Consider the following 23,442-nt stretch of genomic DNA (forward strand, 5'->3'; position numbering starts at 1 on the left):
CGATCCCAACGCAGCGCCCGTTACCGGTCTCGTCGGTCTCCTCGGATTCGGCTGTGGAATCGTCGCCGTGGTTCTGGGCGACGTCCTCGTCACCATGGCCCGCACTCGAGTCGCTGATGCGATGGTCGACGAGAGCGCGGTCGACCTCGAGTGGACGGCCGGGTGGACGTGGGTCACACAGGTGCGGTTGCTGGTCGGCCTGGTCGCCGTCGTTGGGGTACTGGTCGCACTCGCCGTCGTCTCTCTGGGCTGGACGGAGGCCGTGGTCTCGAGGGGCGCACTCGTCGCCGCCACGATGGCGTTCGTCGTGGTGGTGCTGGCCACGAAGGCGCAGGCTGCACCGCGAACCTACCGTCTCACGCCCGAGGGACTGGAGCAGCGTCGCCCGAACGGGGCGCGCCTGTTCACTCCGTGGACGGCCATCGACGGGGTGACCGTGGCCGACCGCTCGGTCGTCCTCCACCGGCGTAGTATTCGCCCCGACATTCGCTTCGCCCGTCGGGACGTTCGGCTCGACGACGAGCGGATACGCACCGAGCTAGGGCAGTATCTCGAGTGACGGACACTCGGTTGCCAGCCACACCGATGGCGGCGTTCCCGGAGTACCGTTCGAACACTCGAGCGCCCCATCGGACCGCGGGTTGGGAGCGAATCGTCCTCCACTGGTATCACCGGCAGTCATTTCCAGAAATTATATGTATCTATCCGTGAAACTCTCCCGTGGAAGCTGCGCCCGCCGGATGCCGGTTGGGGCATAAGAATTGCCCCGGGTGCTGAACCCACCCAGGGCGTGGCTTCCAAATAACCCGTCAGCGGGTTTCGAAGCCATGACTCAGTACCAACCACGCGGCCTTAAAAGGCTCGCATACGCACCGTACAGCCCGCGAAACGCCCGTTCTCCCAGTGACGACGTTGGTCGGCGAGTGAGTGGCTCGTTCGCTCGAGTTTCACGGTCACAGCCAGCACCCACTCGAGTCTCACGGCCGGTCGCACTCGCTCGAGCGCGCCACAACGGGAGGCGTCGATGAGCGAGGACGTCGGCCGGTGGGGCGGCGAGGAGTGGAACCCGCCGCGCTGTCCGCACTGTGAGAGCGTCGTCGTGGGGGTGACGGCGACGGGACCGGACACCATCCAGGCCTCCTGTGGCTGTTGGCTCACACAGGCGGAAGCAGCGGAGTTGCGGACGGGAGAGTAGCGGTCACTCGAGCGCCGTCGCGCTGCCGGTGGCGGTCCCCGCTGCGGGTGGCTCTGCGACCGGGATCTCGAGGGTGACGACCGTTCCGCGGGGCTCGTTCTCGGCGAAACTGAGGGTGCCCCCGGAGTGGGTGACGACCCAGTTGACCAGCCAGAGACCGAGACCGCTGGCGTGGCGTAGCTGGGTGATCTCTTTCTCCTCGAGTAAGAGTTCCTGTTCTTCGGTGGGGATGCCAGGGCCGTTGTCGGCGACCGAGAGCGTGAGGAAGTCGTCGGCCGGGTCGACCGACACCGAGAGGGCGGTCGTCGGCAGGTCGTTGTGGACGACGGCGTTCTCGACGACGTGGTGGATGGCGGTCTCGAGCATGTCGTCGGCGCGGGCGTAGACGCCGTCGTCGGGATAGGAACGCGAGACGGTGATCGTCGCGTCGGAGAGGTCGTTCTCGACGGTCTCGATGGCGGTCTCGACGCTGTCGACGATGTCGATGGGACCGGTGGCACCGTCGCGGCGGTCGAGGGTCCGCTCGACGGCGCGGGTCTTCTCGGCGAGACCGATGAGTTCGCCGGCGCGCTCCTGGATGACGTCGGCGTACTGGCGGTTGGTCTCGTCCTCGACGACGTCGGCGAGCATCTCCGCACAGCCGTTGATGATGTTCATCCCGTTTCGTAGGTCGTGGCGGAGGACGCGGTTGAGAATCTCGACGCGCTTCTGGCGCTGTTTCTGCTCGGTGATGTCGGTGTAGACGCCGAAGGCGCGTTCGGGGTCGGCTCCCGACTCGAGGTCGACCGGGACGACGCGCATCATGAAATCGCGCAGGCCGTCGCTCGTCCGGCGTTTCACCTCGGTCTCGACGGTCTCGCCGTGAGCGCCACGGCGGTTGATCGTGTCGGCTTCGGCCCGACGGTCAGTCGGGACGATGAAGCGGTCTAACGGCTGGTCGGCGACGTCCGCCTGGTCGAAGCCGAAGACGTGTTCGAACGCCGGGTTGACGCGCTCGACGACGGGGTCGTTCTCCGTGCCGTGGCGCGCGCTGACGACCGCGTCGGGGACGTTCTCGAAGAGGGCGGCGAACCGGTCGCGCTCCTCTCTGAGCTGTGACCGGAAGGCCATCCGCTCGACGGCGTCGGCGACGTGTGAGAGCAACAGTTCGGCGAGTTTCTGGTCGTGCTGGTCGAACGCTTCGACGTCGGTCGAGAGGGCGACGAACGCACTCGAGCGGCCGACGGGGATACTCAGCGCCGAGCAGACGGGGCGGTTGGCCGCCGGTGAATCGTCGTCTGTCGGTTCGTAACTCACGAGTTCGCCGTCGGCCGCGTCGTCGACCTCGTAGAGGAGGTCGGTGGCGTCGATGATCCCGGTTCGATACGTCTCCTGGCTCTCGACGACCGTCCGCGCGATTGCGTTCATCGTGGTCCGCTGTGCGTGATCGGCGGCGAGGTCCGAGGAGACCGCTTCGACGGCGACTGCGTTCTCCTCGACCCGACAGACCGCACAGACGTCGAAGTTGAGGACGCCCGCTGCGGCGTGGACGGTCTCCTCGAAGAGTTCGCGGTCGCTCTCACAGAGTTCGAGGCGGGAGGCGACCTCGTGGAGGTGGGTGGTCTTCTGTTTTCGTTCCCGGAGTTCGCGTTCCATGCGCTTGCGCGCGCTCACGTCGCGGACCGTCCCGACCGACCCCGCGTACGTGCCGTCTTCACGGAGGACGGTCGTCGTCAGTTCGCAGGTGATCGTCTCACCGTCGCGGCGCTCGAGCGGCAACTCGTAGGTCGCGACGTCGCCGCCGGTGCGCAAGAGCGTCTCGATCTGGCGCTGGCCGCGTTCGTAGGTCGTCTCCGAGAGGACCGTCGAGACGTGGCTGCCGAGGAGGTACTCGCGCGAGTAGCCGACCATCGCCGCGAGCGTCTCGTTGACCGTGACGAAGGTTCCCTCGCGGTCGAGACCGTAGACGCCGTCGCCGACGGTCTCGACGATCACCTTCGCCTGCTCGAGTTCGCGCTGTCTTCGCGCCCGGTCGAGGGCGGCCTCCGCGGTGGCGGCGAGGACGTAGGTCATGCGGACGTCGGTCTCGTCGAACGGCTCCGGAGACGCAGACGCGACGGCGAGCAGACCGTGTTCGCCGAGCGGGTAGAGCGCGACGTTGCGCGCACCGGGTCTCGTTCCCGGCGGGACGAGGTCGGCGGTCAACTCGTCGATCACGCGCGGCTGCTGGCGGTCGTAAACCTCCCAGAACAGGCCGCCGTCGGGACCGATCGGTGGCGGGAGACCGTGGCGCTCGCGAACGCGTTCTGTGACCGCGGCACACTCGAGGCGGTTCGTCGCCTCGTCGTAGAGTCGAACGCTCGCTTTCGGGCGCTCGATCACGTCGTCGACGGCGGCGACGGTCAGCCTGGCGATCTCCTCGGGAGTCTCGGCGAGCATGAGATCGTGAGTGGTCTCCTGGAGCGCTTCGAGAACGTCCGCCCGCTTGTGGTCGGCGGTAACGTCCTGAACGCACGAGAGGAGTCCGGTGACGGTTCCCGTCTCGTCGACCAGTGGGACGTTGAGCCACTCGCAGGTGACGCTCGAGCCGTCGCGGCGGACGTTTCGCCCCCTCGTGCGGTGTGCACGCCCACGCGAGCGGAGGTGTTCCCAGTAGCTGCGGACGGCGTCTCGCTCCTCGTCGGGGACGAGTATAGCCGTCACGTGCGCGCCGAGAGCCTCGGTTTCGGTGTAGCCGAACAGGTCCGTCGCCGCGTCGTTCCAGGCGACGACCTCGAACTCGCGGTTCCACTCGATGATCGCGAGGGGTGCCTGCGCCGTGAAGAGTTCGTCGTGCGGGCGGGAGAGTGCCGGATGGCTCCCGGCGTTCGCGCGCGCCCGGTCGACGGCGAGTTCGACGACGCGCGAGACGAGCGTCTCGACGCCCGCCTCGTGTGGGACGTAGCCGTCGGCGCCCGCGGCGACGAGGTCACCAGCGAGCGTCTCACTCCCGTCGCCGGTGAACACGACGAGCGGAACCTCGGGATGAGTTGCCCCGATGCGTTCACAGACGCCGGGTCCCGTCGCGTCGGGGAGACGCGACTCGGTGACGATGCAGGTCTCGCCCGTGACCTCGAGTGCGAGCGCCGCCTCGAGCGTCTCGACGTGGTCGGTTTCGGCACCGATGGCCCGAAACGCGTCGGTGACGTCGTCTCGGGGCGTACCGTCGACGTATACCACGTGTAGCGAAGTCGTCATTCGGATGTCACCACGAGTCCCGTATTCGTACGGACAACGAACGGGGGTGTCTTTAATGTTAGAGTCGACTCAGGTGGTGAGTCGAAAAAAGTCCGGTGGAGCGAACGGCCGCGCCGTGGACGGGTCTCAGTCGGCGAAGCCGCGGAGGATGCCCTGGCCGTCGGTGCCACCGACGTCGGGGAGCGTCGCGCGCTCGGGGTGGGGCATCAAGACGGCGACGGTCTCGTACTCGCCGAGGACGCCCGCGACGTTGTGTTTCGACCCGTTCGGGTTCGCCGCCTCGCTCACCTCGCCGTCTGCGTCGCAGTAGCGAAAGAGCACGCGCCCCGAGGACTCGAGTTCCTCGAGTCGCTCGTCGGTGATCTCGTAGCGGCCCTCGCCGTGGGCGATGGGCACCTCGATGACCTCGCCCTCCTCGTAGGCCGCCGTCCAGGGGGTGTCCGCGCGCTCGACGCGCAGGTAGACGGGTTCACACTGGAAGCGAGCGCTCCGGTTGGTCGTGAAGACGCCCTCGGTGAGACCGGACTCACAGCCGACCTGTGCGCCGTTGCAGACGCCGAGGACGGGGACGCCGTCGGCGGCGGCTTCGCGAACCTCGTCCAGGATCGGCGAGCGCGCGGCCATCGCTCCCGCGCGGAGGTAGTCGCCGTAGGAGAACCCACCCGGCAGCACGACACCCGTCGTCTCCGCGGGCAGGCCGTCCTCGTGCCAGACGATCTCGGCGTCGATTCCCAGGTGTGAGAGCGCGGCCTCGGCGTCGCGGTCACAGTTCGACCCGCCGAAGCGGACGATCGAGACCGTCACCGTCCCCACCCCGTGGTGGTGGGACCGACGGGTTCGATCGGTGTGTGAGAGCGCATCATCTACCGCTCGTCGACCTCCACGTCGTAGTCGTGGATGGTCGGGTTCGCGAGCAGTCGGTCGGCCATCTCACCCGCTCGCTCGCGCGCCTCGTCGCTCGAGTCGGCCTCGAGATCGATCTCGAAGCGGTCGGCCGAGCGCAGCGCCGCGAGGTCGAAGCCCAGCCGCTCGAGAGCGTGTCTGGTCGTCTCGGCCTCGGGGTCGAGGACGCCGTGTTTGAGTCGAACCGTCACCGTCGCGGTGTAGGCGGTCATTATCTGACTCCCCGTAACCGTGCTCAAAAACGCTTTCGCCTTCGGGCCGTGATGCACGAACGTGTACAACACCGGCGGAAGGTCTCACCGGGCGCGCGTCTCGAGCGCTCGCGTCCCGCTCGAGCGCGCACTAGTGGCCGTCTCGAGCGCCTCGGTGATCCGGTCGGCGCTCCGGCGCGCGCCTGCGATGGTGCCCGCGAGCGGGCCGACGCTCGAGGCGGCGAGGGCACCCGTCGCGAACACCCGCGAGGACCGGCCGTCGGTGTGTCGCCACGCGAGCGTCTCGTCGTCCAGAACTGCGAGTCCGCGGTAGCCACGCTCGAGACCGAGCGCCCCGGCGACGCGCTCGACGAACGGGTGGTCGGCGACGGGGTCGAAGCCGGTCGCGAGCACGACCCGGTCGGCGAGGAGACAGCCCCCGCCCGCGAGCAACAGACGGACCTCCCCGTCGACGGCCCGCGCGTCGGCGACCTCACCGCGGCGAACCGAGAGCGTCCCGGCGTCGGCACACGCCTCGAGGTCGTCGTGGAGGTACGGCGGCACGGTCGCGTCGTTTCGCGCCTCACAGATCACCTCGTAGCGGGCACGAGCGCCCGGCGGGTGGCCGTGGAGGTGGCGCTCGATGTGTTTCCAGTTGATCCAGCGCGGGTCGGCCTCGACGAGTTCGCGCTCGAGCGGGCGACGGTGACAGAGCGTGACCTCGTCGGCGCGCGAAGCGAGACAGGTCGCCACCTGCGCGGCCGTAATGCCGCCACCGACGACGACCGTCCGACCGCCCGCGTCGGCGTCGAACCCCTCGTCGAAGACGTGGGTGACGCGCTCGAGTCCGTGCGCCCACGCGGGGCGGTGGGGTCGTCCCTGTCCGACCGCCAGCACGCACCGTCGCGCCCCGATCGTTCCTCGAGTGGTCTCGAGTTCGAGACCGCCTGCACGCTCGGCAATCGCGGTGACGCCGGCCCGTCGGTGGAGTGACTCGAGGTCGTGTGTCTCGATCACGTAGTCGGCGTAGTCGAGAAACAGCGACAGCGACGGTCGCCGGGGGTAGCCGGGGGTGGGTCGCAACTCGTCTTCCCGGCCGCGACTCTCCGCGAAACTCTCGAGACCGAACGGTTCGGTACCGACGTGGTGGACGAACGTCGAGCGCAGTTCCGCCATCTCGCAGGCGTGCGCCTTCCGGCGAAACGACTCGAGGAGGCGCTCGCGCGGGTCGACGATCACCAGATCGGAGCGCTCCAGCGAGGTCTCCTCGAGCAGTCGCTGGACGAGGTAGGTCCCGTGGATACCGCCGCCGACGAGGGCGCACTCGTACATCGACCCGACGTACGACCCGTTATTATTTTACGTCTTCGGATTGCTAAGATTGGATAGAATGAACACCTCGGCTATTAACCTGGCGGCCAGCAGCCAGTGATGGACGTTCACGCGGACGGCTCTGTCGCGAAGTTGGCAACCTATTCAGAGCGTATAGCAAGTATTATTAAATCTCCGCCAGAATTGTTAACGAGATGAGCGAGCACTCCATTCCCGTGACGGTTCTCAGCGGAACGCTCGGTGCCGGAAAGACGACGATGCTCAACCACGTCCTGCGCGAGGCGGGCGAGCGTGACCTCGCGGTCCTCGTAAACGACATGGGGTCGGTGAACGTCGACGCCGATTTAGTCGCCGAGCAGTCGGACATCTCCGCCGAGGAGGAGGAGGAACTGGTCGAACTCTCGAACGGCTGTATCTGCTGTGAACTCCGCGGCGACCTCCTCGACGCCGTCTCGAGGCTCACGCGAGAACGCGAGTTCGACGCACTGATCGTCGAGTCGACCGGCGTCGCCGAGCCGCTGCCGGTCGCCCAGACGCTCACGCTCGGCTTCGACCAGACCGACCTCGACCCGACCGAGTTCTACGAGGAGACCGGCATCGAACCGCTCGAGGGCTGTCACCTCGACACGACCGTCACCGTCGTCGACGCCCACCAGTTTCGGGACGCGATGGAGTCGACGGATGTCCTCGAAGACGGCGACACCGACAAGCCACTCGGTGATCTCCTGATCGAACAGATCGAGTTCTGTGACGTGCTCGTGCTCAACAAGTGCGACCTAGTCGACGAGGAGGCACTCGAGCACATCGAAGAGACCCTCGCAGTGCTCCAGCCGCGGGCGACGGTCGTCCGAGCCGAACACGGGCGAATCGACCCCGAGCTGATCCTCGAGACCGGCCAATTCGACTTCGAGGCCGCGAGTCAGTCTGCAGGGTGGAAACAGGAGCTGCGCGAGCCTCACGCGAGCGCCGAGGAAGAACACGGCGTCACCTCCTTCGTCTTCGAGGCCCGCCGGCCGTTCCACCCCGAGCGCTTCGCCGACGTGCTCGACTCGTTCCCCGACGCGGTGGTCCGCGCGAAGGGCCACTTCTGGCTCGCCGGACGCGAGGAGGAAGCGCTGACGCTCAACGTCGCCGGACAGTCGGTCCGCGTCGGCTACGGCGGCGACTGGTTCGCCACCCTCCCGCCGGAGGAACTCGACGAACAGTTCGAGGCGTTCCCCGAACTCGAGGAGCTGTGGGACGAGGAGTGGGGCGACCGCGGCACCCAACTCGTCTGTATCGGCGTCGAGATGGACCACGAGGAGGTACGAACCGCGCTCGAGGCCTGCGTCCTCACCGACGAGGAGATGGCCGCCGACTGGGAGACCTACGAGGACCGGTTCCCCACCTTCGAGATGCTCGAGGAGGGGGACGAGGACGAGACCGACTCGGCCGAGAGTGAACACGACCACGGCCACGACCACGACCACACGGTCGAAGCCGAAGTCGGACTCGGTGATTGAACCGGTGGCCGACCGACCACACTCGAGTGCTGGGACCGGAGAGCGCCCCTCTCGAGGGCGCGTCGAGAGCGTCGTCTACGAGGCGGTCGTCGAGCGCTACGAGGACGAACCCGACGTCTGTACCATCTTCCCGCGCGGTGGCGACGACCCGGTGACGACCTGGATTTCGGCCGACGAGGGATCGTTCGTCGACGTCGAAGACGTGCGGTGAGCGGTCCAGACGCGGGTCCGACCGACAAACGCAGGCCTGACTGACAAACGCGGGCCCGACCGGCAAACGCGGATTCGGCCGGGGACGACACTGCCATCACGAGCGCGTGAGTTGCTAGTCTCTGCGAACCCGAGCGGCCACGATCCTAGCAACGCTTTTTGAGTAGAATCGCCTGGATTACTAGCGCATGGCATACACGTGTTCGACCTGCGAGTCGGAGTTCCAGTCAGCAGCGGGCGTCACCCAGCACGTCGCGCTCCACCACAACACCTGTGCGGTGTGTGACGAGTCGTTCGACGACACCGACGGCCTGCGAACGCACATCCACGAGACGCACTGAGTCTGCAAACGCACAGCCACGAGACACACAGAGTCTGCGAACGCACAGCCACGAGACACACAGAGTCTGCGAACGCACAGCCACGAGACACACAGAGTCTGCGAACGCACAGCCACGACACCGAGACCGTCCCGTGTGAGTCGCTCGAGTCGTGGACGGACCGGCGGCCACCGACCGGCCGGATCGACGCCGTCTTTCCGAAGAACCCGGCAACGAGCGGCCGGTGTCACAACGTTTTTCCTCGAACCTGACCAACCGGTTAGCCAGATGGGAGTACCCGGGCGACTGACGGCGATGCGGGCCGTGCCAACCGCACCGCAGGCCGAATGAGCGGGGCGCTCAGACGACGGCTCGACTCGCTCCGGCGCTCGAGCGACGAGCGTCTCGTCGTCGGGGCAGTCATCCTGAGTACGTTCTTCGTCGGCTTCGGCGGCGGTGTCGTCTTCCCGATCCTCCCGAATCTCGGTGTTCTCCTCGGCATCTCTCCGTTTCTCGTCGGTGTGATCCTCAGCGCGAACCGGTTCTCACGGCTGGTCGCGAACGCGCCGGCGGGCGTCCTCGTCGACCGGGTCGGGACGCGGACGCCGTTCGTCGCCGGAATGGTGATCCAGACGGCGTCGACGTTCGGCTACGTCGTCGCCGTGCTGTCGACGGTCCCCGAGGCGTGGTTCTTCGTCGCCCGACTCGGGTGGGGCGTCGGCAGCGCACTCGTCTTCGCGACGGCCTACACCATCGCCGCCGACGTCAGCGACACGGATTCGATGGGCACGAGCATGGGCGTCATCCGCGGCGGCGTCCTCTTCGGCTTCCCGACGGGCGTCGTCCTCGGCGGCGTCGTGAGCGAACTCTGGGGGACGGTTACCGCCTTCGCGCTGGCGACGGCGTTCGCGGGCGTGGCGAGCCTCGTTGCCTTCTGGTCGGTCCCCGAGACACACGTCCAGGGTGAGACCAACACCTCCGTCAGGCCGTGGGACGTCGACACCAGCCTCCCCGCCGTCACCGTCGGTCTCGTGAACTTCGCCGTCCTCTTCGCCTACATCGGCGCGCTGTTCGCGACGCTCGTGCTCTTTCTCGGCGAACACGACCTCGGCGTCCTCGGCTTCGACGCCCAGGGTTCCTCGGGTATCTTCATGGCGGCCACCGTCGTCGCCGCCGGCGCGTTCATGTACCTCGGCGGCTACGTCAGCGACCGCCAGCGCTCGAGAGTGCCGACGCTGGTGTGCTTTCTCGGCGCGACGGTCGTCGGCTTCCTCCTGCTCGCTCAAGCGGACTCGGTCGCGACGCTCACCGCCGCGTGTCTGTTGATCGGGGCCGGACAGGGTGGGACGAGCGGCCCGCTGATGGCGCTGTTGGCGGATTTGACGCCCGACGAACGGATGGGGCGGGCCGTCGGCACGAACAACGTCTTCGGCGACATCGGCGGCGGCTTCGGTCCCATCGTCTCGCTGCCGCTGATCGAGACCGTCGGCTTCTGGCCGGTCTACCTCGCCTGTGCGCTGCTGCCAGCACTCGCCTGCGTGATCTTACTCGGCGGCGTCTACCGCGAGACCGGCCAGTTCACGCCAGCCATCTGAGCCAGCGGCGGGCGAGTCACCCACAGAAACAAACGTTTTTGGCCGAACGGTTGCACAGAAGAAGTGATGAGTGCGATTCCGACCGAGAAGAGGTGGCCCCGATGACGACCGACGTGACCGAGATCACGGTCGTCGGAGACGACGACACCGGACTGATCGCCCGCGTGACGAGCCTCCTCTTCGAGCGCGGAGTCAACATCGAGGACCTCGATCAGGCCGTCCGCGACGGCGTCTTCCGGATGTACCTCGCGGTCGACTGCTCGGAGATGGTCTGCACCGAGGCGAAACTCCGCGCCGACCTCGAGGAACTCGGCGACGACCTCGGTCTCGACGTCCAGGTTCGGTTCCCCGCCGACCGCGAGAACCAGCACATCGCCGTCCTCGTCACCAAAGAGAGCCACTGTCTCGAGGCGCTGTTCGAGGCCTGGGCGAACGACGACCTCGGCGCGGACATCGGCGTCGTCATCGGCAACCACGACGACCTCGAACCGCTCGCCGACCACTACGACGTCCCCTTCCACGACATCGGCACCGAGAGCGGCGCACAGAACGAGGAACGACTCCTCGAGTTACTCGCCGAGTACGACGCCGACCTGATCGTCCTCGCACGCTACATGCGGATTTTGAGTCCGAACGTCGTCTTCCGCTACGAAGACCGGATCATCAACGTCCACCCCTCCTTACTCCCCGCCTTCCCCGGCGCGGAGGCCTACCGCCAGGCCATCGAAGAGGGCGTCCGCGTCGCCGGCGTCACCGCCCACTACGTGACGACCGACCTCGATCAGGGACCGATCATCACCCAGCGCGCGTTCGACGTCCCCGACGACGCCGACCTCGACGAGATCAAACGCCGCGGCCAGCCGCTCGAGGCCGACGCCCTGCTCGAGGCGGTCCGCCTCCACCTCCACGGCGACGTCTCGGTCCACCGCGGCCGGACGAGCGTCCGCGAGAACGGCACGAAGTACCAGCTCGGCCTGCCGAAAGAACTCGAGGAGTTCACGCCCGACCGGCCGATCGACGGTATCACGAGCGCGCTCGACGACTAGTACTTCGTCGAGCGTCGGCCGACGAGAACCGCCGGATTGTTACTCACTCGTCCAGGTTCGACGACGCACTACCCGCCGTGGATCGCCGGAAAGATCGTCAGCGAGCCGTCGGCCGGACACGCGTCGTCGAGACCGACGCGCTCGCCCTCGAGCGTGACCCTGACGTTCGCCGCGAGGTCGTCGCCGTCGAACACCTGTGACTCGGCGTCGGGGTAGGTCTCGACGAAGGTCTCGAGTGCGTCCTCGACCGAGCCACCCTCGAACGCGACCTCGACGACTTTCTCCCCCGTCGCGTCTCGAACCGGACCGTAGACCGTGAGTTCCATGTGGCGGCGTTCGGCCCCCGACGGGGAGAAGCCATCGGTCTCCCGGCCGCTCGAGTAGCGAAACGACGTGTGACAGCCCGCACCCGAGGCGAAAAAGTGCGCTACAGCCCCTGGACCGAGCCGATCGCACTCGAGAGCGAGGGCGCTTCGAACACCTGCTGGCCGGTGTAGGCGTTGGTTCCCGCACAGTACATGTTGCGGGCGGCGGTGAGCGCCCGCTCGTCGAGTGGCTGTGGGTCGCGCGGACAGAGCGACTTCCAGTTCGCCACGTCGGTCGCCTTCGCCTCGGCTTTCGCCTCGTTGACCGCCCCGACCCACTCTGGCTGGGTGCGCTTGTGGTACTGACGCAGCACCTCCTTCGAGAGCTGTGTCTCCCCGTAGCTGAAGCGGTTCTCGTCGAAGGTGCCGACGACGTCCGCGACGCGGATCTCGCCGTCGAAGTAGAGACACTCGATCTTACCGTCTTCGTGGACCAGCCCCACCTCGTCGGCCCGCTCGGTGACGACGCGGTTGACCTCGAGTGCGAGTGACTCGAGATCCTCGATGCTCGCCAGCCCCGCGATGGCGTCGGCTTCGGCGCGCTCGAGGTGGCGGTCGCCCTCCTCGTACTTCGTGGTGAACTCGACGACGGGCGTCTCGAGGTCGACCGCCTCCTCGGGCCACTCCGCGGCGTCGATGCCGTACGCCTCGGGGTCGCTGCGCCGCCGGAGGCTCGAGCCTTTCGGGACGCGGTTTCTGAAGACGATCTCGAGCGGGATCAGGTAGTTCTCACCGGCCGCAGCGTGGTAAGCCTCGTAGTCGTAGGTGCGTCCCTCGTTCGGCAAGTCGGGGACGCGCGTCAGGTCGATCGCCATCTCCCACGGCGGACGGGTCGCCTCCGCGAGCGGGAGGACGTCGCCGTTCTCGACGACGCCGCGGTAGTGAGTCGGAATCGACGCCTCCTCGAGCAACTCGAAGTTGAACGCGCCCATCGTACAGAGGCTCGCCCCCTTGTCGGGAATCTGGTCGGGCATCTTGCCCCAGTCGAAGACGGAGTAGTCGTCGGTGAAGACGAACGAGCCGACGCCGAGGCCGTCGGCCGTCGCCTCGCGCTCGACGCGAAACTCCTTGACGCTGGTCATCTGTGCCACCTCGAGTCGGTGACGCCACCGCAGTGCATACTCGAGTCCCCGCGGGCGAACCGTATGAAGGTTTCACTATCCGCCTGGCGGCACACACGAGCGCAGCGGCGGCCACCGACTCACCGCCAGCACCGCTGGCCTGCCAGCGAGGTCACCGACACCCCCTGCAGACGGCCGGATTCACCACGCTTTTCTACCCGCCTCTGAATCGTATCCACGATGGACCGACCGGTGACCGAGACGGACCTCGAGTTCGACCACCGCCCCGAGACGGATCAGCCGTTCGAGAACGCCCTCGCGAAGGCCGAAGACGGCGAGCGCCTCACCGTCGACGACGCCATTGCCCTGCTCACGACGGGCACCGACACCGCGGGTATCGACCGGCGTCGCAAAGAGCGGGTGCTCGAGGTCGCAGACCGACGGCGCGCCGAGGTCGTCGGCGAGGAGGTCACCTTCGTTGCGAACCTGAACAACAACGTCACGACCGCCTGTACCGTCGGCTGTCTGTTCTGTAACTTCAAAGACGCCGCCCACACCTTCGAGACCGAGTACGCGGCCGACGCAGACGAGACGGCAGGGTTCACCAAGACGCCCGCCGAGTCGCGCGAAATCGTCCGCAACGCGGTCGAGCGCGGCATCTCCGAGGTCTGTTCGGTCTCCGGCCTCCACCCCGCGTTCGCCCTCGACGCCGACCACCTCGAGACCCTGCGCGCACACCCCGACCCGAAGGCGATCACCTTCACGCCGCCGGAGGCGTACGTCACCGATCCGGGCACCTACGTCGAACAGATCGACGCGATGAGCGTCGGCGGCGTCCACGTCCACTCGGTGACCCCCGAGGAGGCCTACCACGCTCGGCGCGGAACCGACTGGTCCTACGAGGAAGTCTACCGCCGGCTGAAGCGGGCCGGACTCGACACCGTCCCCGGCACGGCCGCCGAAATCCTCGTCGACGAGGTCCGCGACGTGATCTGCCCCGGGAAGATCGACACCGGGGAGTGGCTCGAGGCGATGGAAGCCGCCGCGAACGTCGGTCTCGGCCTGACGGCGACGATCATGTACGGCCACGTCGAGAACGAGACCCACCGTGCGCTCCACCTCGAGCGCGTCCGCGACCTCCAGGAGCGCGTCGACGGCGCGATCACCGAGTTCGTCCCGCTCTCGTTCGTCCACCAGCAGACGCCGCTGTACGAACACGGCGTCGTCACCGGCGGGGCGAGCCGCGACGAGGACGAACTCATGATCGCCGTCTCGAGGCTCTTTCTCGACAACATCGACCACATCCAGTCCTCGTGGGTGAAGTACGGCGACGAGGGCGGCCTGAAGATGCTCACCTGCGGCGCCGACGACTTCATGGGAACGATCCTCTCGGAGGAGATCACCAAACGCGCCGGCGGCGAGTACGGCGAGTTCCGCTCTGTCGCCGACTACGTCGACCTCATCACCGCCATCGGCCGGACGCCCGTCGAGCGCTCGACCGACTACACCCGACGGCGCGTCATCGACCCCGACGACCCGCCGTTCGGGCCACAGTTGGGACCGAGAGCCGACGGCACGCCGCTGCTGAGCGAACGCGAATCTGCGGTGCGCTCGGCGGCGAGCGCCGACGACTGACTCGAGTCGAAATCGGGACCACCGTCACTCGAGGCAGAACCGGTCTCCGTCACTCGAGTCGGCGCCGAGACGCCCGTCACTCGAGTGGGCTGCAACCGCCACCGCCACTCGAGCGCTGCGAGCGTGGACAACGCCTACGGCGCTCGACGGTGAAGCGTCCGTATGGGACCGTCAGCCGGCCGCGAGGACGGGCCACCGGGGCGCGAGCCCGGACCCGCGACGACCCGGGTTCGGCGAAGCTGGTACGGCCACGGGACGCTCGCGCGCGTCGAGAAGGGACCCGTCAACTGCTTTCTCCACGACGTCTCCTACACGTTCGCGGACATCTCGATTCTCTCACTGCCCGCACTGCTGGTCGTCATGCTGACCGGCGGCGAGTCGATCTTCGGCGTCGTGAGCGCGACCATGGTGGCCTGGGGGACGATGACCGTCGTCGCCGCCGCCATCCGTGGGGGCTGGCTCAGCCCGTTCGCGACCGACGTCCCCGGCTGGGTGTCGATGACCGCCGCGCTCGCCGGTCTCCGCCTGCTCTACTACAACGCCACCATCCTCACGGCCGCCTACGGCGGCGTCGCGCTCGCGCTCGTCCTCGAGCGCCCGCCGCTCTCGCTGGCCGTCGCCGCACTCGTCGCGTTCGTCGCGACGATGGCCTTCCCCCGGATCGCCGAGACGGTGGCGCGGGGGTGAACCGGGTGAGAACGTGTGTCGGAAAGGGGTCGGATCAGCGGACGCCAGTCTCGCCCGCGAGGACGGCCCGGTAACGCGCGCCCGCCTCGTCGTCGGCCGTCAGCGCCGCTTCGATCTCCGGCGAGAGCCACGCACGCCCCGGCGAGACCGCCTCGCCGTCGACGCCGTCGGGGTGGACCTCACCGGAGACGAACCGCTCGTAGACCGGCAGGCGCTCGCGCAGCGGGACGCCCGCCCCGTCGGCGACCCGCTCGAGTTCGGCGAGGGCGGGCCACTCGTAGGCAGGGTTGATGTGGTCGACCGTGACCGGCGAGACGCCACCGAGGTCGTCGATGCCGCAGTCGACGAGATCGGCCGCCGAAGCCAGGTTCGGCGGCACCTGCACCGAGACCGTCTCCGGCAGGGCCGCACGAGCCATCGCCGTCACCCGTCGCATCGTCTCGAGGGCGGGCGTCTCGCCGCGCCAGCGCTCGTTGGTCGCCACCGGCTGGATAATCACCTCCTGGACGTGGCCGTAGCGCTCGTGGAGGTCACAGATCGCGAGGAGACTGATCGCCCGGTCGCGCCAGGACTCGCCGATGCCGACCAGAATACCGGTCGTGAAGGCCACGTCGAGTTCGCCCGCGGTCTGGATCGTCCGCAGGCGCTGGCCCGGCTCTTTCCGGCGCGGACCCGCGTGGGCGGCGACCTCGGCGGTCGTCTCGAGCATCACGCCCATGCTCGCGTTCACGTCGGCGACCGTCTCCAGCTGCTCTCGCGTCTGGTCGCCCGGGTTCGAGTGCGGGAGCAGTCCCTCCTCGAGTGCGACCAGACAGGCCGCCCGCAGGTAGGCGTGAATCGAGTCGTAGCCCCACTCGGCGAGCTGGGCGTGAATCTCCTCGTAGCGCTCGTCGGGGTCGTCGCCGAAGGTGAAGAGCGCCTCCGTACAGCCCGCCGCGGCCCCCTCGCGACAGATCTCGGCGACCTCCTCGAGCGAGAGCAGCGAGGCCTGCCCGGGCGGGTCGAAGTAGGTGCAGTAGGTACAGGTGTAGCGACAGGCGGTCGTCAGCGGGACGAAGACGTTTCGCGCGAACGTCAGCGCCGACGCCCGCGGGACGTCCGCGGGCGTGACCGCGAGGAGACGGTCGACCTCGGCCTCGTCGACGGACACCTCGACACCGTAACGCGCCGCACCAGGGATCATCACCTCGGTGTGTCGGCTACCGAGAGATAAGTGTGTTCACCGCGGGCCGTCCCGGCCCGAGTCGGCGGCCGTCGGCGGTCATCGCTCGAGTCCGACCCGGCCGTCGGTGACGGTGAGCGAGAAGCCCAGGCGCTCGAGCACTGTGCTCGCGTACCCGTCGGTGTGGACCAGTACTTCGACCAGGTCCGCGGGTTCGTCCACGTCGGTCGCGAGGCGAAAGGAGTCGACAGACTCGAGGCTCGCACCGATCGCTCGCACACGGTCGTGGTGGTCGAGGTAGGAGGTGCCGTGGTAGTCGACGCGAAACCCGGGGTGGCGGACGACGAGCGCGTTCGTCCCGCCGCCGCGGCCGGGCGCGATGGCCACGTCGGCGTCCGCCGCGAACAGCGTCTCGAGCGCGTCGGGCGTGGCGAGTGCGAGGTCGGCCATGACGAGCGCGGCCGAGTCCTCCGCCGCCTCGAGCAGGGCGTTGACCGCAGTAGAGAGCGGGCGGTCGTCGACGACCGTCTCGAGGTCGGCCCACAGGTCATCGGCGAGGTGGTCGGTCTCTGGAACCCGCGGTGGCTCGAGTGGAGCCGTCGTCAGCACCGTTGGCGTGTGACCCGTCTCCCGGACCGCCTCGAGTACGTCGGCGAGCATCGCCCAGGCGAGCGCCTCACGTTCGTCGGCCGCGAGGGCCGGTGCGAGGCGCGTCTTCGGACGCTCCGGTGAGAACGGGACGACGACGTACATACGACTCGAGGTACCGACAGCGAACGAAAAAAGGCGTCGAAGCTGGCGAGTTCCGTCGGAACGCCACCGGCGAGCGGTGGCGACGGGGAGTCCGAAGGCGAAGCTAGAACAGCGGCTCGAGTTCGTCTTCGTCGTCGCCAACCAGGCTCTCCAGGTTCTGCTGGCTCTCGGCCTGGATGTCTTGCATGTTGTCCTGGGCTTCGATGGCGACCTGCTGGAGGCGCTTGATCCGCGGGACGTTCGTGACGCCCGAGAGCAGGATGGCCGCCGAGACCTCGGGTTCGTTCCGCGGGAAGTCACCGCCGCGGACCTCCATGCTGCCGGTCTCCTCTTCGAGCCACTTGCGCCCGCGCTCGATTCCTTTCCGGTTGAGGTACTCGGTGGGACCGGAGAGGACGAGCAGTGCGCGTTCTGCGCCGTCGATCTCACAGGGAAGCGTGAGACGGCCGAGGGCGGCTTTGCGCACGAGACTCGTGATGCGGTTGGTCGTGTTCGCCGCGTCGAGTCCGTCGGTACTGCCACCGCTCCCACCGGTAAAGCGCGAGAGTAGCCCGCCGCCGGTGTTGAGTTCGACTTCCTCGCTCGCGTAGCCGACGGTCGAGACGCCGCCGCCGGCGAGCGTGTTGATGATCTCCGAAGAGTCGACGACGCTCTCTGCGACCTCCTGTCCATCGCCGACTTCGCCGGCGCCAAAGAGGATGCCGAAGCGGCGAACGATCTCCTCGTTGATCTGGTCGTAGCCACCTTCGACGGACTCGCCGGTCTGTCGCCAGGAGTCGTTGTCGAAGACGAGGAGGTTGTCGACCTCGCGGACGAACGTCTGGAACGAGCGGGCGGCGTTGAGCGTGTAGATGCCACCCTCGTCCGTCCCGGGGAGGACCCCGAGACCGTACACCGGAATGGTGTAGATCCGTTTCAGGTGTTTGGCGAGCACCGGGGCACCGCCCGAGCCGCTGCCACCGCCCATCCCGGAGACGACGAGGAAGGCGTCGACCTCGTGGGTCGGGATGGCGTCGATCGCGTTCTGGACCTCGTCGATGTCCTCCTCTGCGACTTCCGCGCCGAGTTCGTTGTCTGCACCGACACCGTGGCCCTTCACTCGAGCCTGGCCGATGAGTACGCGATTCTCCTGTGGTATGTTCGTCAGACCGATGAGGTCGGCTTTCGCGGTATTGACCGCGATCGCCGCGCGGACGATTCCGCTGTTCGTTCGATCGTCGTAGTCGAGAAATCGATCGACGATTTTTCCTCCGGCCTGTCCGAATCCGATCATCGCCAGCTTCATAGTTGGTTAGGGGGCTCCGTTGCCTTGAAACCAGTGCGATAAAGGATATAAACCTTGTGATGGTCTGAATTTCTCTCAAAACGACTTATTACCCGAAACCAGCCGACAGGGAGTCGTTTTAAGAACGTATTACCAGTAGCCAGAAACATTTCACTCCAGAGAAACCTACCCTTTTACGTAAGTGTTTGGGCCAAACTGTTCTTCGTTTACCTGGCGAGAAAAGCGGCCGTCGGACCGGCCACCGACGTCGTGGCTCGAGCGGCCGTCAGACCGGCGACCGCGTCGAGCGGGTCCTCAGGCCGGTGCTTCCGTCGGTTCGCCGGTCGGGGCAGGCTCGAGTCCGAGGTAGGATGCGAGCGTCCGCAGGTCGGCTTCGCTTCGACCGAACTCGGAGACGTCGTTCTCCGTGACGGTGTTGTCGACGGAGAGTGAGCGCGCCTGGTCGGGACCGAACGGGACGAACGGGACCGGGCCGGCGACCGCGAGACCGAGTGAGGCGAGCGCCATCGGTACCGGGAGGATCGTGACCGACTTGCCCTCGGCCGCGTAGGCGAGTTTCGTCACGTCAGCGAGCGTCAACACCTCCGGCCCGCCGAGTTCGTACGTCCGGCCGACGTGTCGGTCGTCGTCGACCGCGTCGGCCAGCATCGGCGCGAGATCACCGACCCAGATGGGCTGAAAGCGTGTCTTTCCGCCGCCCGGCAACCCCGTCAGGTACGGCGTCGTCAGCAGTTTCGTGAAGCCGACGAACTCGTCTCCCTCGCCGAAGACGACCGAGGGGCGGAAGATCGTCCACTCGAGATCGGCGTCGCGGACGACCGCTTCGGCACGCCCCTTCGAGCGGAGGAAGTCGGTGGGGGCGTCGGGGTCGGCGTCGAGTCCGCTCATCTGGAGAAGCCGGCCGACGCCACCCGCTTCGGCCGCCCGAACGAGGTTCTGCGTCCCGCCGAGGTGGACCTCCTCGTGGGTCGCCCCGCCACGAGGTTGAAACAGCGGGGAGAGCGAGACGAGGTTGACGACGACGTCGTGGCCGGCGACCGTCTCCGCGATGGAGTCGTACGCCGTCACGTCCCCGACCGCGGTGTCGACGCCCGGCGAGAACTCGCCACCGTCGGGCGTCCGTGAGAGTGCCGTCACCTCGTGGCCGCGGTCGGCCAGTTCGTTACACAGGTTCGTGCCGATGAAGCCCGTTCCGCCAGCGACGAGGACGTTCATACTGGGAGTATCTGTCGCCAACAGGAAATAGCTGCGTGGTTACATAGGTAGGGTCCCGACGCGACGCGGAGACAACCGCTGATTCCAAGTACCCCCCGGGACGAGGTTCGGACAGATGCTGATCACGCTCGAGGGACTCGACGGAAGCGGCAAGACGACGGTCTGGGAGTCCCTCCACGAGCGCTACCCCGACGCGGTGTTCACCCGCGAGCCGACACACTCGTGGTACGGCGAGGCGGTGTATCGCTCGATCGGCGACGAGACGGCCGACCCACTCGCCGAACTCTTCCTCTACACCGCAGACCACGCCGACCACCTCTCGCGCGTGGTCGAACCGGCGCTCGAGCGCGGCGACCTCGTGATCTCCGATCGCTACACCGACTCTCGCTACGCCTACCAGGGGGCGACGCTCGAGGGCGTCCTCGACGAGCCACTCGCGTACGTCCAGGAGATCCACCGGCCGTTCACGGCCGTCCCCGACCTGACGATCTACTTCGATCTCGACCCCGAGCGCGCCGCGGCGCGGGCAGGCTCGACGAACAAGTTCGAACGCGCCGCCTACCTCACACGGGTACGCGAGAACTACGAGCGACTCCGCGCGGCCGACCCGGAGCGGTTCGTCGAGGTCGACGCAACGGCGACACCAGAGACCGTCCTCGAGCGCGTCGCAGAGGCGATCACGGAGGCACTCGGGGGCGAGCGCGAGTAGCGCCTCAGCGGTCGTCGGCCGGCTCCGGCAGTTCGACCTCGTCGGGGTGGGGCATCCAGAAGACGTCGATGGTGTAGCCGAGCGCGAGCGGCAGCGCGATCACGAGCATGACGACCATCTCGCGCGAGCCGAGGTCAGTGCCGATGCCGAGCGCACCGCTCCAGACGAGCGTCGAGGCGAGGAGGACGAGCGGAATCAGCACGAGCGTGTAGATGGCCGCACCCCACTGCGTCTCGAGCCGAATGCGAAAGAATCGGGTTGCGACGGCGGCGAACAGCGTGTGCACGCCGATCATGACGAGCAAGACGACGGCCGAGACGGCTGAGACCATGGTCGGAACTAGCGACTGCGTCGCCTTTTCGCTGTCGAATGCGAGCGCGGTCAGTCCATCGCGATGTACGTCTTCGTGTCCGTCACCCCGTCGAAGCTCTGGATGCCCGAAGAGACGACCTCGAGCACCTCGTACACCTCGTCGACGTCGACCTCGGTGATGATATCGTAGTTTCCCGCGACGATGTGAGCGTCGCTGACCGACTCGAGTTCACGGAGGTCACCGAGGAGGTCCTCGGACATCCCTGCAGCCGTCTTCACCATGATGAACGCGTGGACCATCGTCTATCGGAGGTGTGGTACTCTGTCACACGATAAAAGCCTTTTCCCGCGACGAGTCTACGCCGCCACTCACGTCCGTCTCGAGGGGGGAAGCTTATTGAGCGAGGGCGTCGTATGCGAGTCCATGTCTATGCGATTCGTTATCATTGGTGCAGGACGGGTCGGACTGCGCACGGCGCGCGTCCTCCGCGAGGAGGGCCACGACGTGACGCTCGTCGAACTCGACGAGTCGACGGTACGCCGGGCACGGAACCAGGAGTTCGAGGTCGTCAGGGGCGACGGCGCTCGCGAGGAGATCCTCGAGCGCGCCGGTCTCGAGGACGCCGACGCGCTCGGGGCACTGACGAGCGACCTCAACGTCAACTTCGCGGCGTGTATGATCGCGAAACACCACGGCTGTCGGACGATCATGCGCATCGACGAGGACTACCGCGAGGAGATCTACCGCAAGTACGCAGACGAGGTCGACGAGGTGATCTACCCCGAACGCCTGGGCGCGATGGGTGCGAAAAACGCCCTCCTCGGCGGAACGATCCGTGCCGTCGCCGACATCGCCGCGAACCTCCAGGTGGTCGAACTCACCGTCACCGACGAGGCACCGGTCCGCGGCTACACGATCAGCGAACTCCAGTTGCCGGCCGACGCCACCCTGCTGGCCTTCGGGAAAGCGGGCGGCGAACTGGGGATTCCGAGCCCCGACGAGTCACTCGAGACCGGCGACCGACTCGTCGTCCTCGCCGACTTCGCCGTGTTGAGCGACGTCCGTCAGATTCTCGTCGGTGACCCCACCCCCGTCTCGACGGCCGCCGCCTCGAGTCACCAGGGCCACGGAGGTGTCAACTGATGGTGACCGCGTTCGTCATGGTGAAAGCGAACACCGGCGAGGCCGACCGCCTACGCGACAGTATCGAAACGATCGAGGGCGTCGAATCGGCACACATCGTCGCCGGCGACGTCGACATCATCGCCAAAGCGACCGTCGAAACCCCGGCCGCCGTCAAAGAGATCGCCGCGACCCGGATTCAGGGCATCAGCGGCGTCGAAGACACCCAGACGTACATCGCGATGGACTGATGAAACGGGCCCTACTGGCCCCGCGACTGTGCGTTCTCGAGTAACTCCCTCGCCGGCCCCCGGTAGGTGTAGCCCGGAATAATACCCTGTGCGAACGTCCCTTCGACGAACTCCGCGAGCGCCTTCGCGTCGGCGACGCCCGTCTTCGCGTCCCAGGCGTCGTAGGTGAGCACGACCGTCACCGTCCGGCCGGTGCGTTCGACCACTGGCGCTTCGTACGTCTCGGTTTTCGCGACCGTGAACACGTCGACCAGTCGCCGCTCGAGCGTCTCGAACCAGCCATCTTCGACGACGGGGGCGACGGTCTCACCCTCGACGGCCGCGTCGAGCGTCGGCAGCGTGACGGAAACGCGAACGCGGCCGTCTTTAGGTTCGTCAGCCGGTGTCGCCGTCACCGTCGTCTCGAAGACACTCGTCGAGAGTGCGTAGCCGTCGTCCACGCGTTCGAACGCCTCGTGTGCGTCGAGCGCCCGCTCGACGGCGTCGGGAAGCGACGTCTCAGTCATCGCTCGAGCGGAGGGGCGCACCGGCAAAGGGCGTTGCGTTCGCAGGTACGTCACGAACCCGAATTATGCCGTCGAAATACGATATTACCACGACATACGAACACCATAACTACGGTGGAAACCGGTGTGGTCCGATGAAATGACTCCAGAGAAATACGCCGCCGAGCGCCGGCGGTTCGCACGCGTTCTCGGAACCGACGGCGAGTTCGGCCTTCCGGTCGGAACGACGCTCGAGGAACCGTCTCGAGCGGGCCACGACCCAGCACTCGAGACGGACGGCGAGGTACCGCACCATCGTCGACACGGCCGAGCGCCGACCGGAAGCGACTGACTCAGTCCCGGCTACGCCCCTCGAGCACCGACCGAACTGCCGTGACGACTTCCTCGAAGTCTTTCATCGTCAGGCCGTCAGTCGTCACGAAAATGCCCTCCCGCTCGGAGGTAACCCGGACCAGAAACCCGTTCTCGAAGGCGCGAATCGTGTAGCGATACGCCCCGAGTTCGGAGCCCTCGTAGGCCGCCCGCGTCGTCGAGAACTCGCGCCACTCGTGGCCGATGAACGTCGAGAGGTCGGCGTCACGCTCGAGGTCGTCGCGTAGGTACAGCTGTTCGTAATCGTCACGCGTAAAGTACGTGACCGAACGTAAGCTGTCACCGACGGCAGTGCGACAGGTCGTCTCGATTCGATCAGCGGTCTCGGCCGGCAGCAGCCCAGATGCCATACCGTCACGGTTGTCCCGCCGATACCTTAACCCTCCGCCCTCATTGCTGTGAGAGGACCGGCTCGAGGGTGCGAACGTGAACACCCACAGAACCCGCAACCGGGGGTCACAGAACCTCGGCCTCGTTGACACCGATCCGTTCGTAG

26 protein-coding genes and 1 pseudogene are annotated in these 23,442 nt (G+C 67.1%); 13 read left to right on the forward strand and 14 right to left on the reverse strand.

What is annotated here, in order from left to right; all coding sequences use genetic code 11:
* Both N0B15_RS02710 and N0B15_RS02715 read left to right on the forward strand, forming a co-directional pair.
* A pseudogene (locus N0B15_RS02710) lies at positions 1-559 on the forward strand (hypothetical protein); the annotation flags it as partial.
* A gap of 465 nt (positions 560-1,024) precedes the next feature.
* The gene (locus tag N0B15_RS02715; protein WP_263017852.1) at positions 1,025-1,195 is read left to right on the forward strand and encodes a hypothetical protein; all 171 of its coding nucleotides are present in this window, start codon (positions 1,025-1,027) and stop codon (positions 1,193-1,195) included.
* A gap of 3 nt (positions 1,196-1,198) precedes the next feature.
* On the opposite strand, the gene N0B15_RS02720 is transcribed toward N0B15_RS02715, so the two are convergent.
* The 4 genes from N0B15_RS02720 to N0B15_RS02735 all read right to left on the reverse strand — a co-directional run bounded on the left by N0B15_RS02720 (position 1,199) and on the right by N0B15_RS02735 (position 6,837).
* On the reverse strand, positions 1,199-4,411 hold the full coding sequence (locus N0B15_RS02720; RefSeq protein ID WP_263017853.1) for a PAS domain S-box protein: 3,213 nt from the start codon (positions 4,409-4,411) through the stop codon (positions 1,199-1,201).
* A gap of 126 nt (positions 4,412-4,537) precedes the next feature.
* Positions 4,538-5,215: a phosphoribosylformylglycinamidine synthase I gene (gene purQ / locus N0B15_RS02725; RefSeq protein WP_263017855.1), complete on the reverse strand. Its 678-nt coding sequence runs from the start codon at positions 5,213-5,215 to the stop codon at positions 4,538-4,540.
* A gap of 59 nt (positions 5,216-5,274) precedes the next feature.
* Positions 5,275-5,526, reverse strand: coding sequence for a phosphoribosylformylglycinamidine synthase subunit PurS (purS, locus tag N0B15_RS02730; protein ID WP_263017856.1), 252 nt, complete (start codon positions 5,524-5,526; stop codon positions 5,275-5,277).
* An 84-nt stretch (positions 5,527-5,610) separates the two neighbouring features.
* The gene (locus N0B15_RS02735; protein ID WP_263017857.1) at positions 5,611-6,837 is read right to left on the reverse strand and encodes an FAD/NAD(P)-binding protein; all 1,227 of its coding nucleotides are present in this window, start codon (positions 6,835-6,837) and stop codon (positions 5,611-5,613) included.
* Positions 6,838-7,031: 194 nt separating this feature from the next.
* Between N0B15_RS02735 and N0B15_RS02740 the strand changes: the two genes are divergently transcribed.
* The 5 genes from N0B15_RS02740 (at position 7,032) to N0B15_RS02760 (ending at position 11,510) form a co-directional block, all read left to right on the forward strand.
* Entirely contained in the window at positions 7,032-8,339 is a 1,308-nt protein-coding gene (locus N0B15_RS02740) for a GTP-binding protein (RefSeq protein WP_263017858.1), read from the forward strand.
* Positions 8,340-8,343: 4 nt separating this feature from the next.
* Positions 8,344-8,550, forward strand: a complete 207-nt coding sequence (locus N0B15_RS02745) for a DUF7511 domain-containing protein (RefSeq protein ID WP_263017859.1) — start codon at positions 8,344-8,346, stop codon at positions 8,548-8,550.
* 187 nt (positions 8,551-8,737) lie between these two features.
* Positions 8,738-8,890, forward strand: a complete 153-nt coding sequence (locus tag N0B15_RS02750) for a C2H2-type zinc finger protein (protein ID WP_263017861.1) — start codon at positions 8,738-8,740, stop codon at positions 8,888-8,890.
* Between the two features lie 326 nt (positions 8,891-9,216).
* The gene (locus tag N0B15_RS02755; RefSeq protein WP_263017863.1) at positions 9,217-10,464 is read left to right on the forward strand and encodes an MFS transporter; all 1,248 of its coding nucleotides are present in this window, start codon (positions 9,217-9,219) and stop codon (positions 10,462-10,464) included.
* 101 nt (positions 10,465-10,565) lie between these two features.
* Entirely contained in the window at positions 10,566-11,510 is a 945-nt protein-coding gene (locus N0B15_RS02760) for a formyltetrahydrofolate deformylase (protein ID WP_263017865.1), read from the forward strand.
* A gap of 68 nt (positions 11,511-11,578) precedes the next feature.
* Here the strand turns inward: N0B15_RS02760 and N0B15_RS02765 are convergent, their stop codons facing one another.
* Both N0B15_RS02765 and N0B15_RS02770 read right to left on the reverse strand, forming a co-directional pair.
* Positions 11,579-11,836, reverse strand: coding sequence for a MoaD/ThiS family protein (locus N0B15_RS02765; protein WP_263017867.1), 258 nt, complete (start codon positions 11,834-11,836; stop codon positions 11,579-11,581).
* A 101-nt stretch (positions 11,837-11,937) separates the two neighbouring features.
* Positions 11,938-12,957 carry a phosphoribosylaminoimidazolesuccinocarboxamide synthase gene (locus N0B15_RS02770; protein ID WP_263017868.1) on the reverse strand — a complete coding sequence of 340 codons (1,020 nt, stop codon included), beginning with the start codon at positions 12,955-12,957 and terminating at the stop codon, positions 11,938-11,940.
* 219 nt (positions 12,958-13,176) lie between these two features.
* Here N0B15_RS02770 and cofH point away from each other — a divergent pair, with 219 nt between their 5' ends.
* Both cofH and N0B15_RS02780 read left to right on the forward strand, forming a co-directional pair.
* Positions 13,177-14,571, forward strand: a complete 1,395-nt coding sequence (gene cofH / locus N0B15_RS02775; protein ID WP_263017869.1) for a 7,8-didemethyl-8-hydroxy-5-deazariboflavin synthase subunit CofH — start codon at positions 13,177-13,179, stop codon at positions 14,569-14,571.
* A 162-nt stretch (positions 14,572-14,733) separates the two neighbouring features.
* Complete coding sequence (locus N0B15_RS02780) at positions 14,734-15,258, forward strand: DUF8215 family protein (protein ID WP_263017870.1); 525 nt, start codon at positions 14,734-14,736, stop codon at positions 15,256-15,258.
* Between the two features lie 34 nt (positions 15,259-15,292).
* Here the strand turns inward: N0B15_RS02780 and cofG are convergent, their stop codons facing one another.
* The 4 genes from cofG to N0B15_RS02800 form a co-directional block, all read right to left on the reverse strand.
* On the reverse strand, positions 15,293-16,441 hold the full coding sequence (gene cofG, locus N0B15_RS02785; RefSeq protein WP_263017871.1) for a 7,8-didemethyl-8-hydroxy-5-deazariboflavin synthase subunit CofG: 1,149 nt from the start codon (positions 16,439-16,441) through the stop codon (positions 15,293-15,295).
* A gap of 78 nt (positions 16,442-16,519) precedes the next feature.
* Complete coding sequence (gene cofC, locus N0B15_RS02790; RefSeq protein ID WP_263017872.1) at positions 16,520-17,173, reverse strand: 2-phospho-L-lactate guanylyltransferase; 654 nt, start codon at positions 17,171-17,173, stop codon at positions 16,520-16,522.
* 103 nt (positions 17,174-17,276) lie between these two features.
* On the reverse strand, positions 17,277-18,458 hold the full coding sequence (locus N0B15_RS02795) for a tubulin/FtsZ family protein (RefSeq protein ID WP_263017873.1): 1,182 nt from the start codon (positions 18,456-18,458) through the stop codon (positions 17,277-17,279).
* 294 nt (positions 18,459-18,752) lie between these two features.
* A complete protein-coding gene (locus N0B15_RS02800; RefSeq protein WP_263017874.1) occupies positions 18,753-19,673 on the reverse strand; it encodes a complex I NDUFA9 subunit family protein in 921 nt (306 codons plus the stop codon).
* 115 nt (positions 19,674-19,788) lie between these two features.
* Between N0B15_RS02800 and tmk the strand changes: the two genes are divergently transcribed.
* Positions 19,789-20,382 (forward strand): dTMP kinase, encoded by a 594-nt coding sequence (gene tmk, locus N0B15_RS02805; protein ID WP_263017875.1) that lies wholly within the window; start codon positions 19,789-19,791, stop codon positions 20,380-20,382.
* Between the two features lie 4 nt (positions 20,383-20,386).
* Here tmk and N0B15_RS02810 read toward each other — a convergent pair whose 3' ends face one another.
* Both N0B15_RS02810 and N0B15_RS02815 read right to left on the reverse strand, forming a co-directional pair.
* Positions 20,387-20,713, reverse strand: coding sequence for a DUF7991 family protein (locus tag N0B15_RS02810; RefSeq protein WP_263017876.1), 327 nt, complete (start codon positions 20,711-20,713; stop codon positions 20,387-20,389).
* Between the two features lie 50 nt (positions 20,714-20,763).
* Positions 20,764-20,994, reverse strand: coding sequence for an Lrp/AsnC family transcriptional regulator (locus tag N0B15_RS02815; RefSeq protein WP_263017877.1), 231 nt, complete (start codon positions 20,992-20,994; stop codon positions 20,764-20,766).
* A gap of 130 nt (positions 20,995-21,124) precedes the next feature.
* On the opposite strand from N0B15_RS02815, the gene N0B15_RS02820 reads away from it, so the two are divergent.
* Both N0B15_RS02820 and N0B15_RS02825 read left to right on the forward strand, forming a co-directional pair.
* The gene (locus tag N0B15_RS02820) at positions 21,125-21,838 is read left to right on the forward strand and encodes a potassium channel family protein (RefSeq protein WP_263017878.1); all 714 of its coding nucleotides are present in this window, start codon (positions 21,125-21,127) and stop codon (positions 21,836-21,838) included.
* A complete protein-coding gene (locus N0B15_RS02825; RefSeq protein ID WP_263017879.1) occupies positions 21,838-22,068 on the forward strand; it encodes an Lrp/AsnC family transcriptional regulator in 231 nt (76 codons plus the stop codon). The genes N0B15_RS02820 and N0B15_RS02825 overlap by 1 nt, the downstream gene beginning before the upstream one ends.
* Before the next feature lie 11 nt (positions 22,069-22,079).
* Here the strand turns inward: N0B15_RS02825 and N0B15_RS02830 are convergent, their stop codons facing one another.
* A complete protein-coding gene (locus N0B15_RS02830) occupies positions 22,080-22,574 on the reverse strand; it encodes a DUF5813 family protein (protein ID WP_263017880.1) in 495 nt (164 codons plus the stop codon).
* 139 nt (positions 22,575-22,713) lie between these two features.
* Here N0B15_RS02830 and N0B15_RS02835 point away from each other — a divergent pair, with 139 nt between their 5' ends.
* A complete protein-coding gene (locus N0B15_RS02835) occupies positions 22,714-22,905 on the forward strand; it encodes a hypothetical protein (RefSeq protein WP_263017881.1) in 192 nt (63 codons plus the stop codon).
* A 1-nt stretch (position 22,906) separates the two neighbouring features.
* On the opposite strand, the gene N0B15_RS02840 is transcribed toward N0B15_RS02835, so the two are convergent.
* A complete protein-coding gene (locus N0B15_RS02840; RefSeq protein WP_263017882.1) occupies positions 22,907-23,296 on the reverse strand; it encodes a DUF7522 family protein in 390 nt (129 codons plus the stop codon).
* Positions 23,297-23,442 lie beyond the last annotated feature (146 nt).

This window comes from Natronobiforma cellulositropha (assembly GCF_025629245.1).
Classification (GTDB): domain Archaea; phylum Halobacteriota; class Halobacteria; order Halobacteriales; family Natrialbaceae; genus Natronobiforma; species Natronobiforma cellulositropha.

Coding starts and splice junctions, on each gene's coding strand:
- N0B15_RS02715 (WP_263017852.1), top strand. CDS start 1,025: ATGAGCGAGGACGTCGGCCGGTGGGGCGGCGAGGAGTGGAACCCGCCG.
- N0B15_RS02720 (WP_263017853.1), bottom strand. CDS start 4,411: ATGACGACTTCGCTACACGTGGTATACGTCGACGGTACGCCCCGAGAC.
- purS (WP_263017856.1), bottom strand. CDS start 5,526: ATGACCGCCTACACCGCGACGGTGACGGTTCGACTCAAACACGGCGTC.
- N0B15_RS02735 (WP_263017857.1), bottom strand. CDS start 6,837: ATGTACGAGTGCGCCCTCGTCGGCGGCGGTATCCACGGGACCTACCTC.
- N0B15_RS02740 (WP_263017858.1), top strand. CDS start 7,032: ATGAGCGAGCACTCCATTCCCGTGACGGTTCTCAGCGGAACGCTCGGT.
- N0B15_RS02750 (WP_263017861.1), top strand. CDS start 8,738: ATGGCATACACGTGTTCGACCTGCGAGTCGGAGTTCCAGTCAGCAGCG.
- N0B15_RS02755 (WP_263017863.1), top strand. CDS start 9,217: ATGAGCGGGGCGCTCAGACGACGGCTCGACTCGCTCCGGCGCTCGAGC.
- N0B15_RS02760 (WP_263017865.1), top strand. CDS start 10,566: ATGACGACCGACGTGACCGAGATCACGGTCGTCGGAGACGACGACACC.
- N0B15_RS02765 (WP_263017867.1), bottom strand. CDS start 11,836: ATGGAACTCACGGTCTACGGTCCGGTTCGAGACGCGACGGGGGAGAAA.
- N0B15_RS02770 (WP_263017868.1), bottom strand. CDS start 12,957: ATGACCAGCGTCAAGGAGTTTCGCGTCGAGCGCGAGGCGACGGCCGAC.
- cofH (WP_263017869.1), top strand. CDS start 13,177: ATGGACCGACCGGTGACCGAGACGGACCTCGAGTTCGACCACCGCCCC.
- N0B15_RS02780 (WP_263017870.1), top strand. CDS start 14,734: ATGGGACCGTCAGCCGGCCGCGAGGACGGGCCACCGGGGCGCGAGCCC.
- cofG (WP_263017871.1), bottom strand. CDS start 16,441: ATGATCCCTGGTGCGGCGCGTTACGGTGTCGAGGTGTCCGTCGACGAG.
- cofC (WP_263017872.1), bottom strand. CDS start 17,173: ATGTACGTCGTCGTCCCGTTCTCACCGGAGCGTCCGAAGACGCGCCTC.
- N0B15_RS02795 (WP_263017873.1), bottom strand. CDS start 18,458: ATGAAGCTGGCGATGATCGGATTCGGACAGGCCGGAGGAAAAATCGTC.
- N0B15_RS02800 (WP_263017874.1), bottom strand. CDS start 19,673: ATGAACGTCCTCGTCGCTGGCGGAACGGGCTTCATCGGCACGAACCTG.
- tmk (WP_263017875.1), top strand. CDS start 19,789: ATGCTGATCACGCTCGAGGGACTCGACGGAAGCGGCAAGACGACGGTC.
- N0B15_RS02810 (WP_263017876.1), bottom strand. CDS start 20,713: ATGGTCTCAGCCGTCTCGGCCGTCGTCTTGCTCGTCATGATCGGCGTG.
- N0B15_RS02815 (WP_263017877.1), bottom strand. CDS start 20,994: ATGGTCCACGCGTTCATCATGGTGAAGACGGCTGCAGGGATGTCCGAG.
- N0B15_RS02820 (WP_263017878.1), top strand. CDS start 21,125: ATGCGATTCGTTATCATTGGTGCAGGACGGGTCGGACTGCGCACGGCG.
- N0B15_RS02825 (WP_263017879.1), top strand. CDS start 21,838: ATGGTGACCGCGTTCGTCATGGTGAAAGCGAACACCGGCGAGGCCGAC.
- N0B15_RS02830 (WP_263017880.1), bottom strand. CDS start 22,574: ATGACTGAGACGTCGCTTCCCGACGCCGTCGAGCGGGCGCTCGACGCA.
- N0B15_RS02835 (WP_263017881.1), top strand. CDS start 22,714: ATGACTCCAGAGAAATACGCCGCCGAGCGCCGGCGGTTCGCACGCGTT.
- N0B15_RS02840 (WP_263017882.1), bottom strand. CDS start 23,296: ATGGCATCTGGGCTGCTGCCGGCCGAGACCGCTGATCGAATCGAGACG.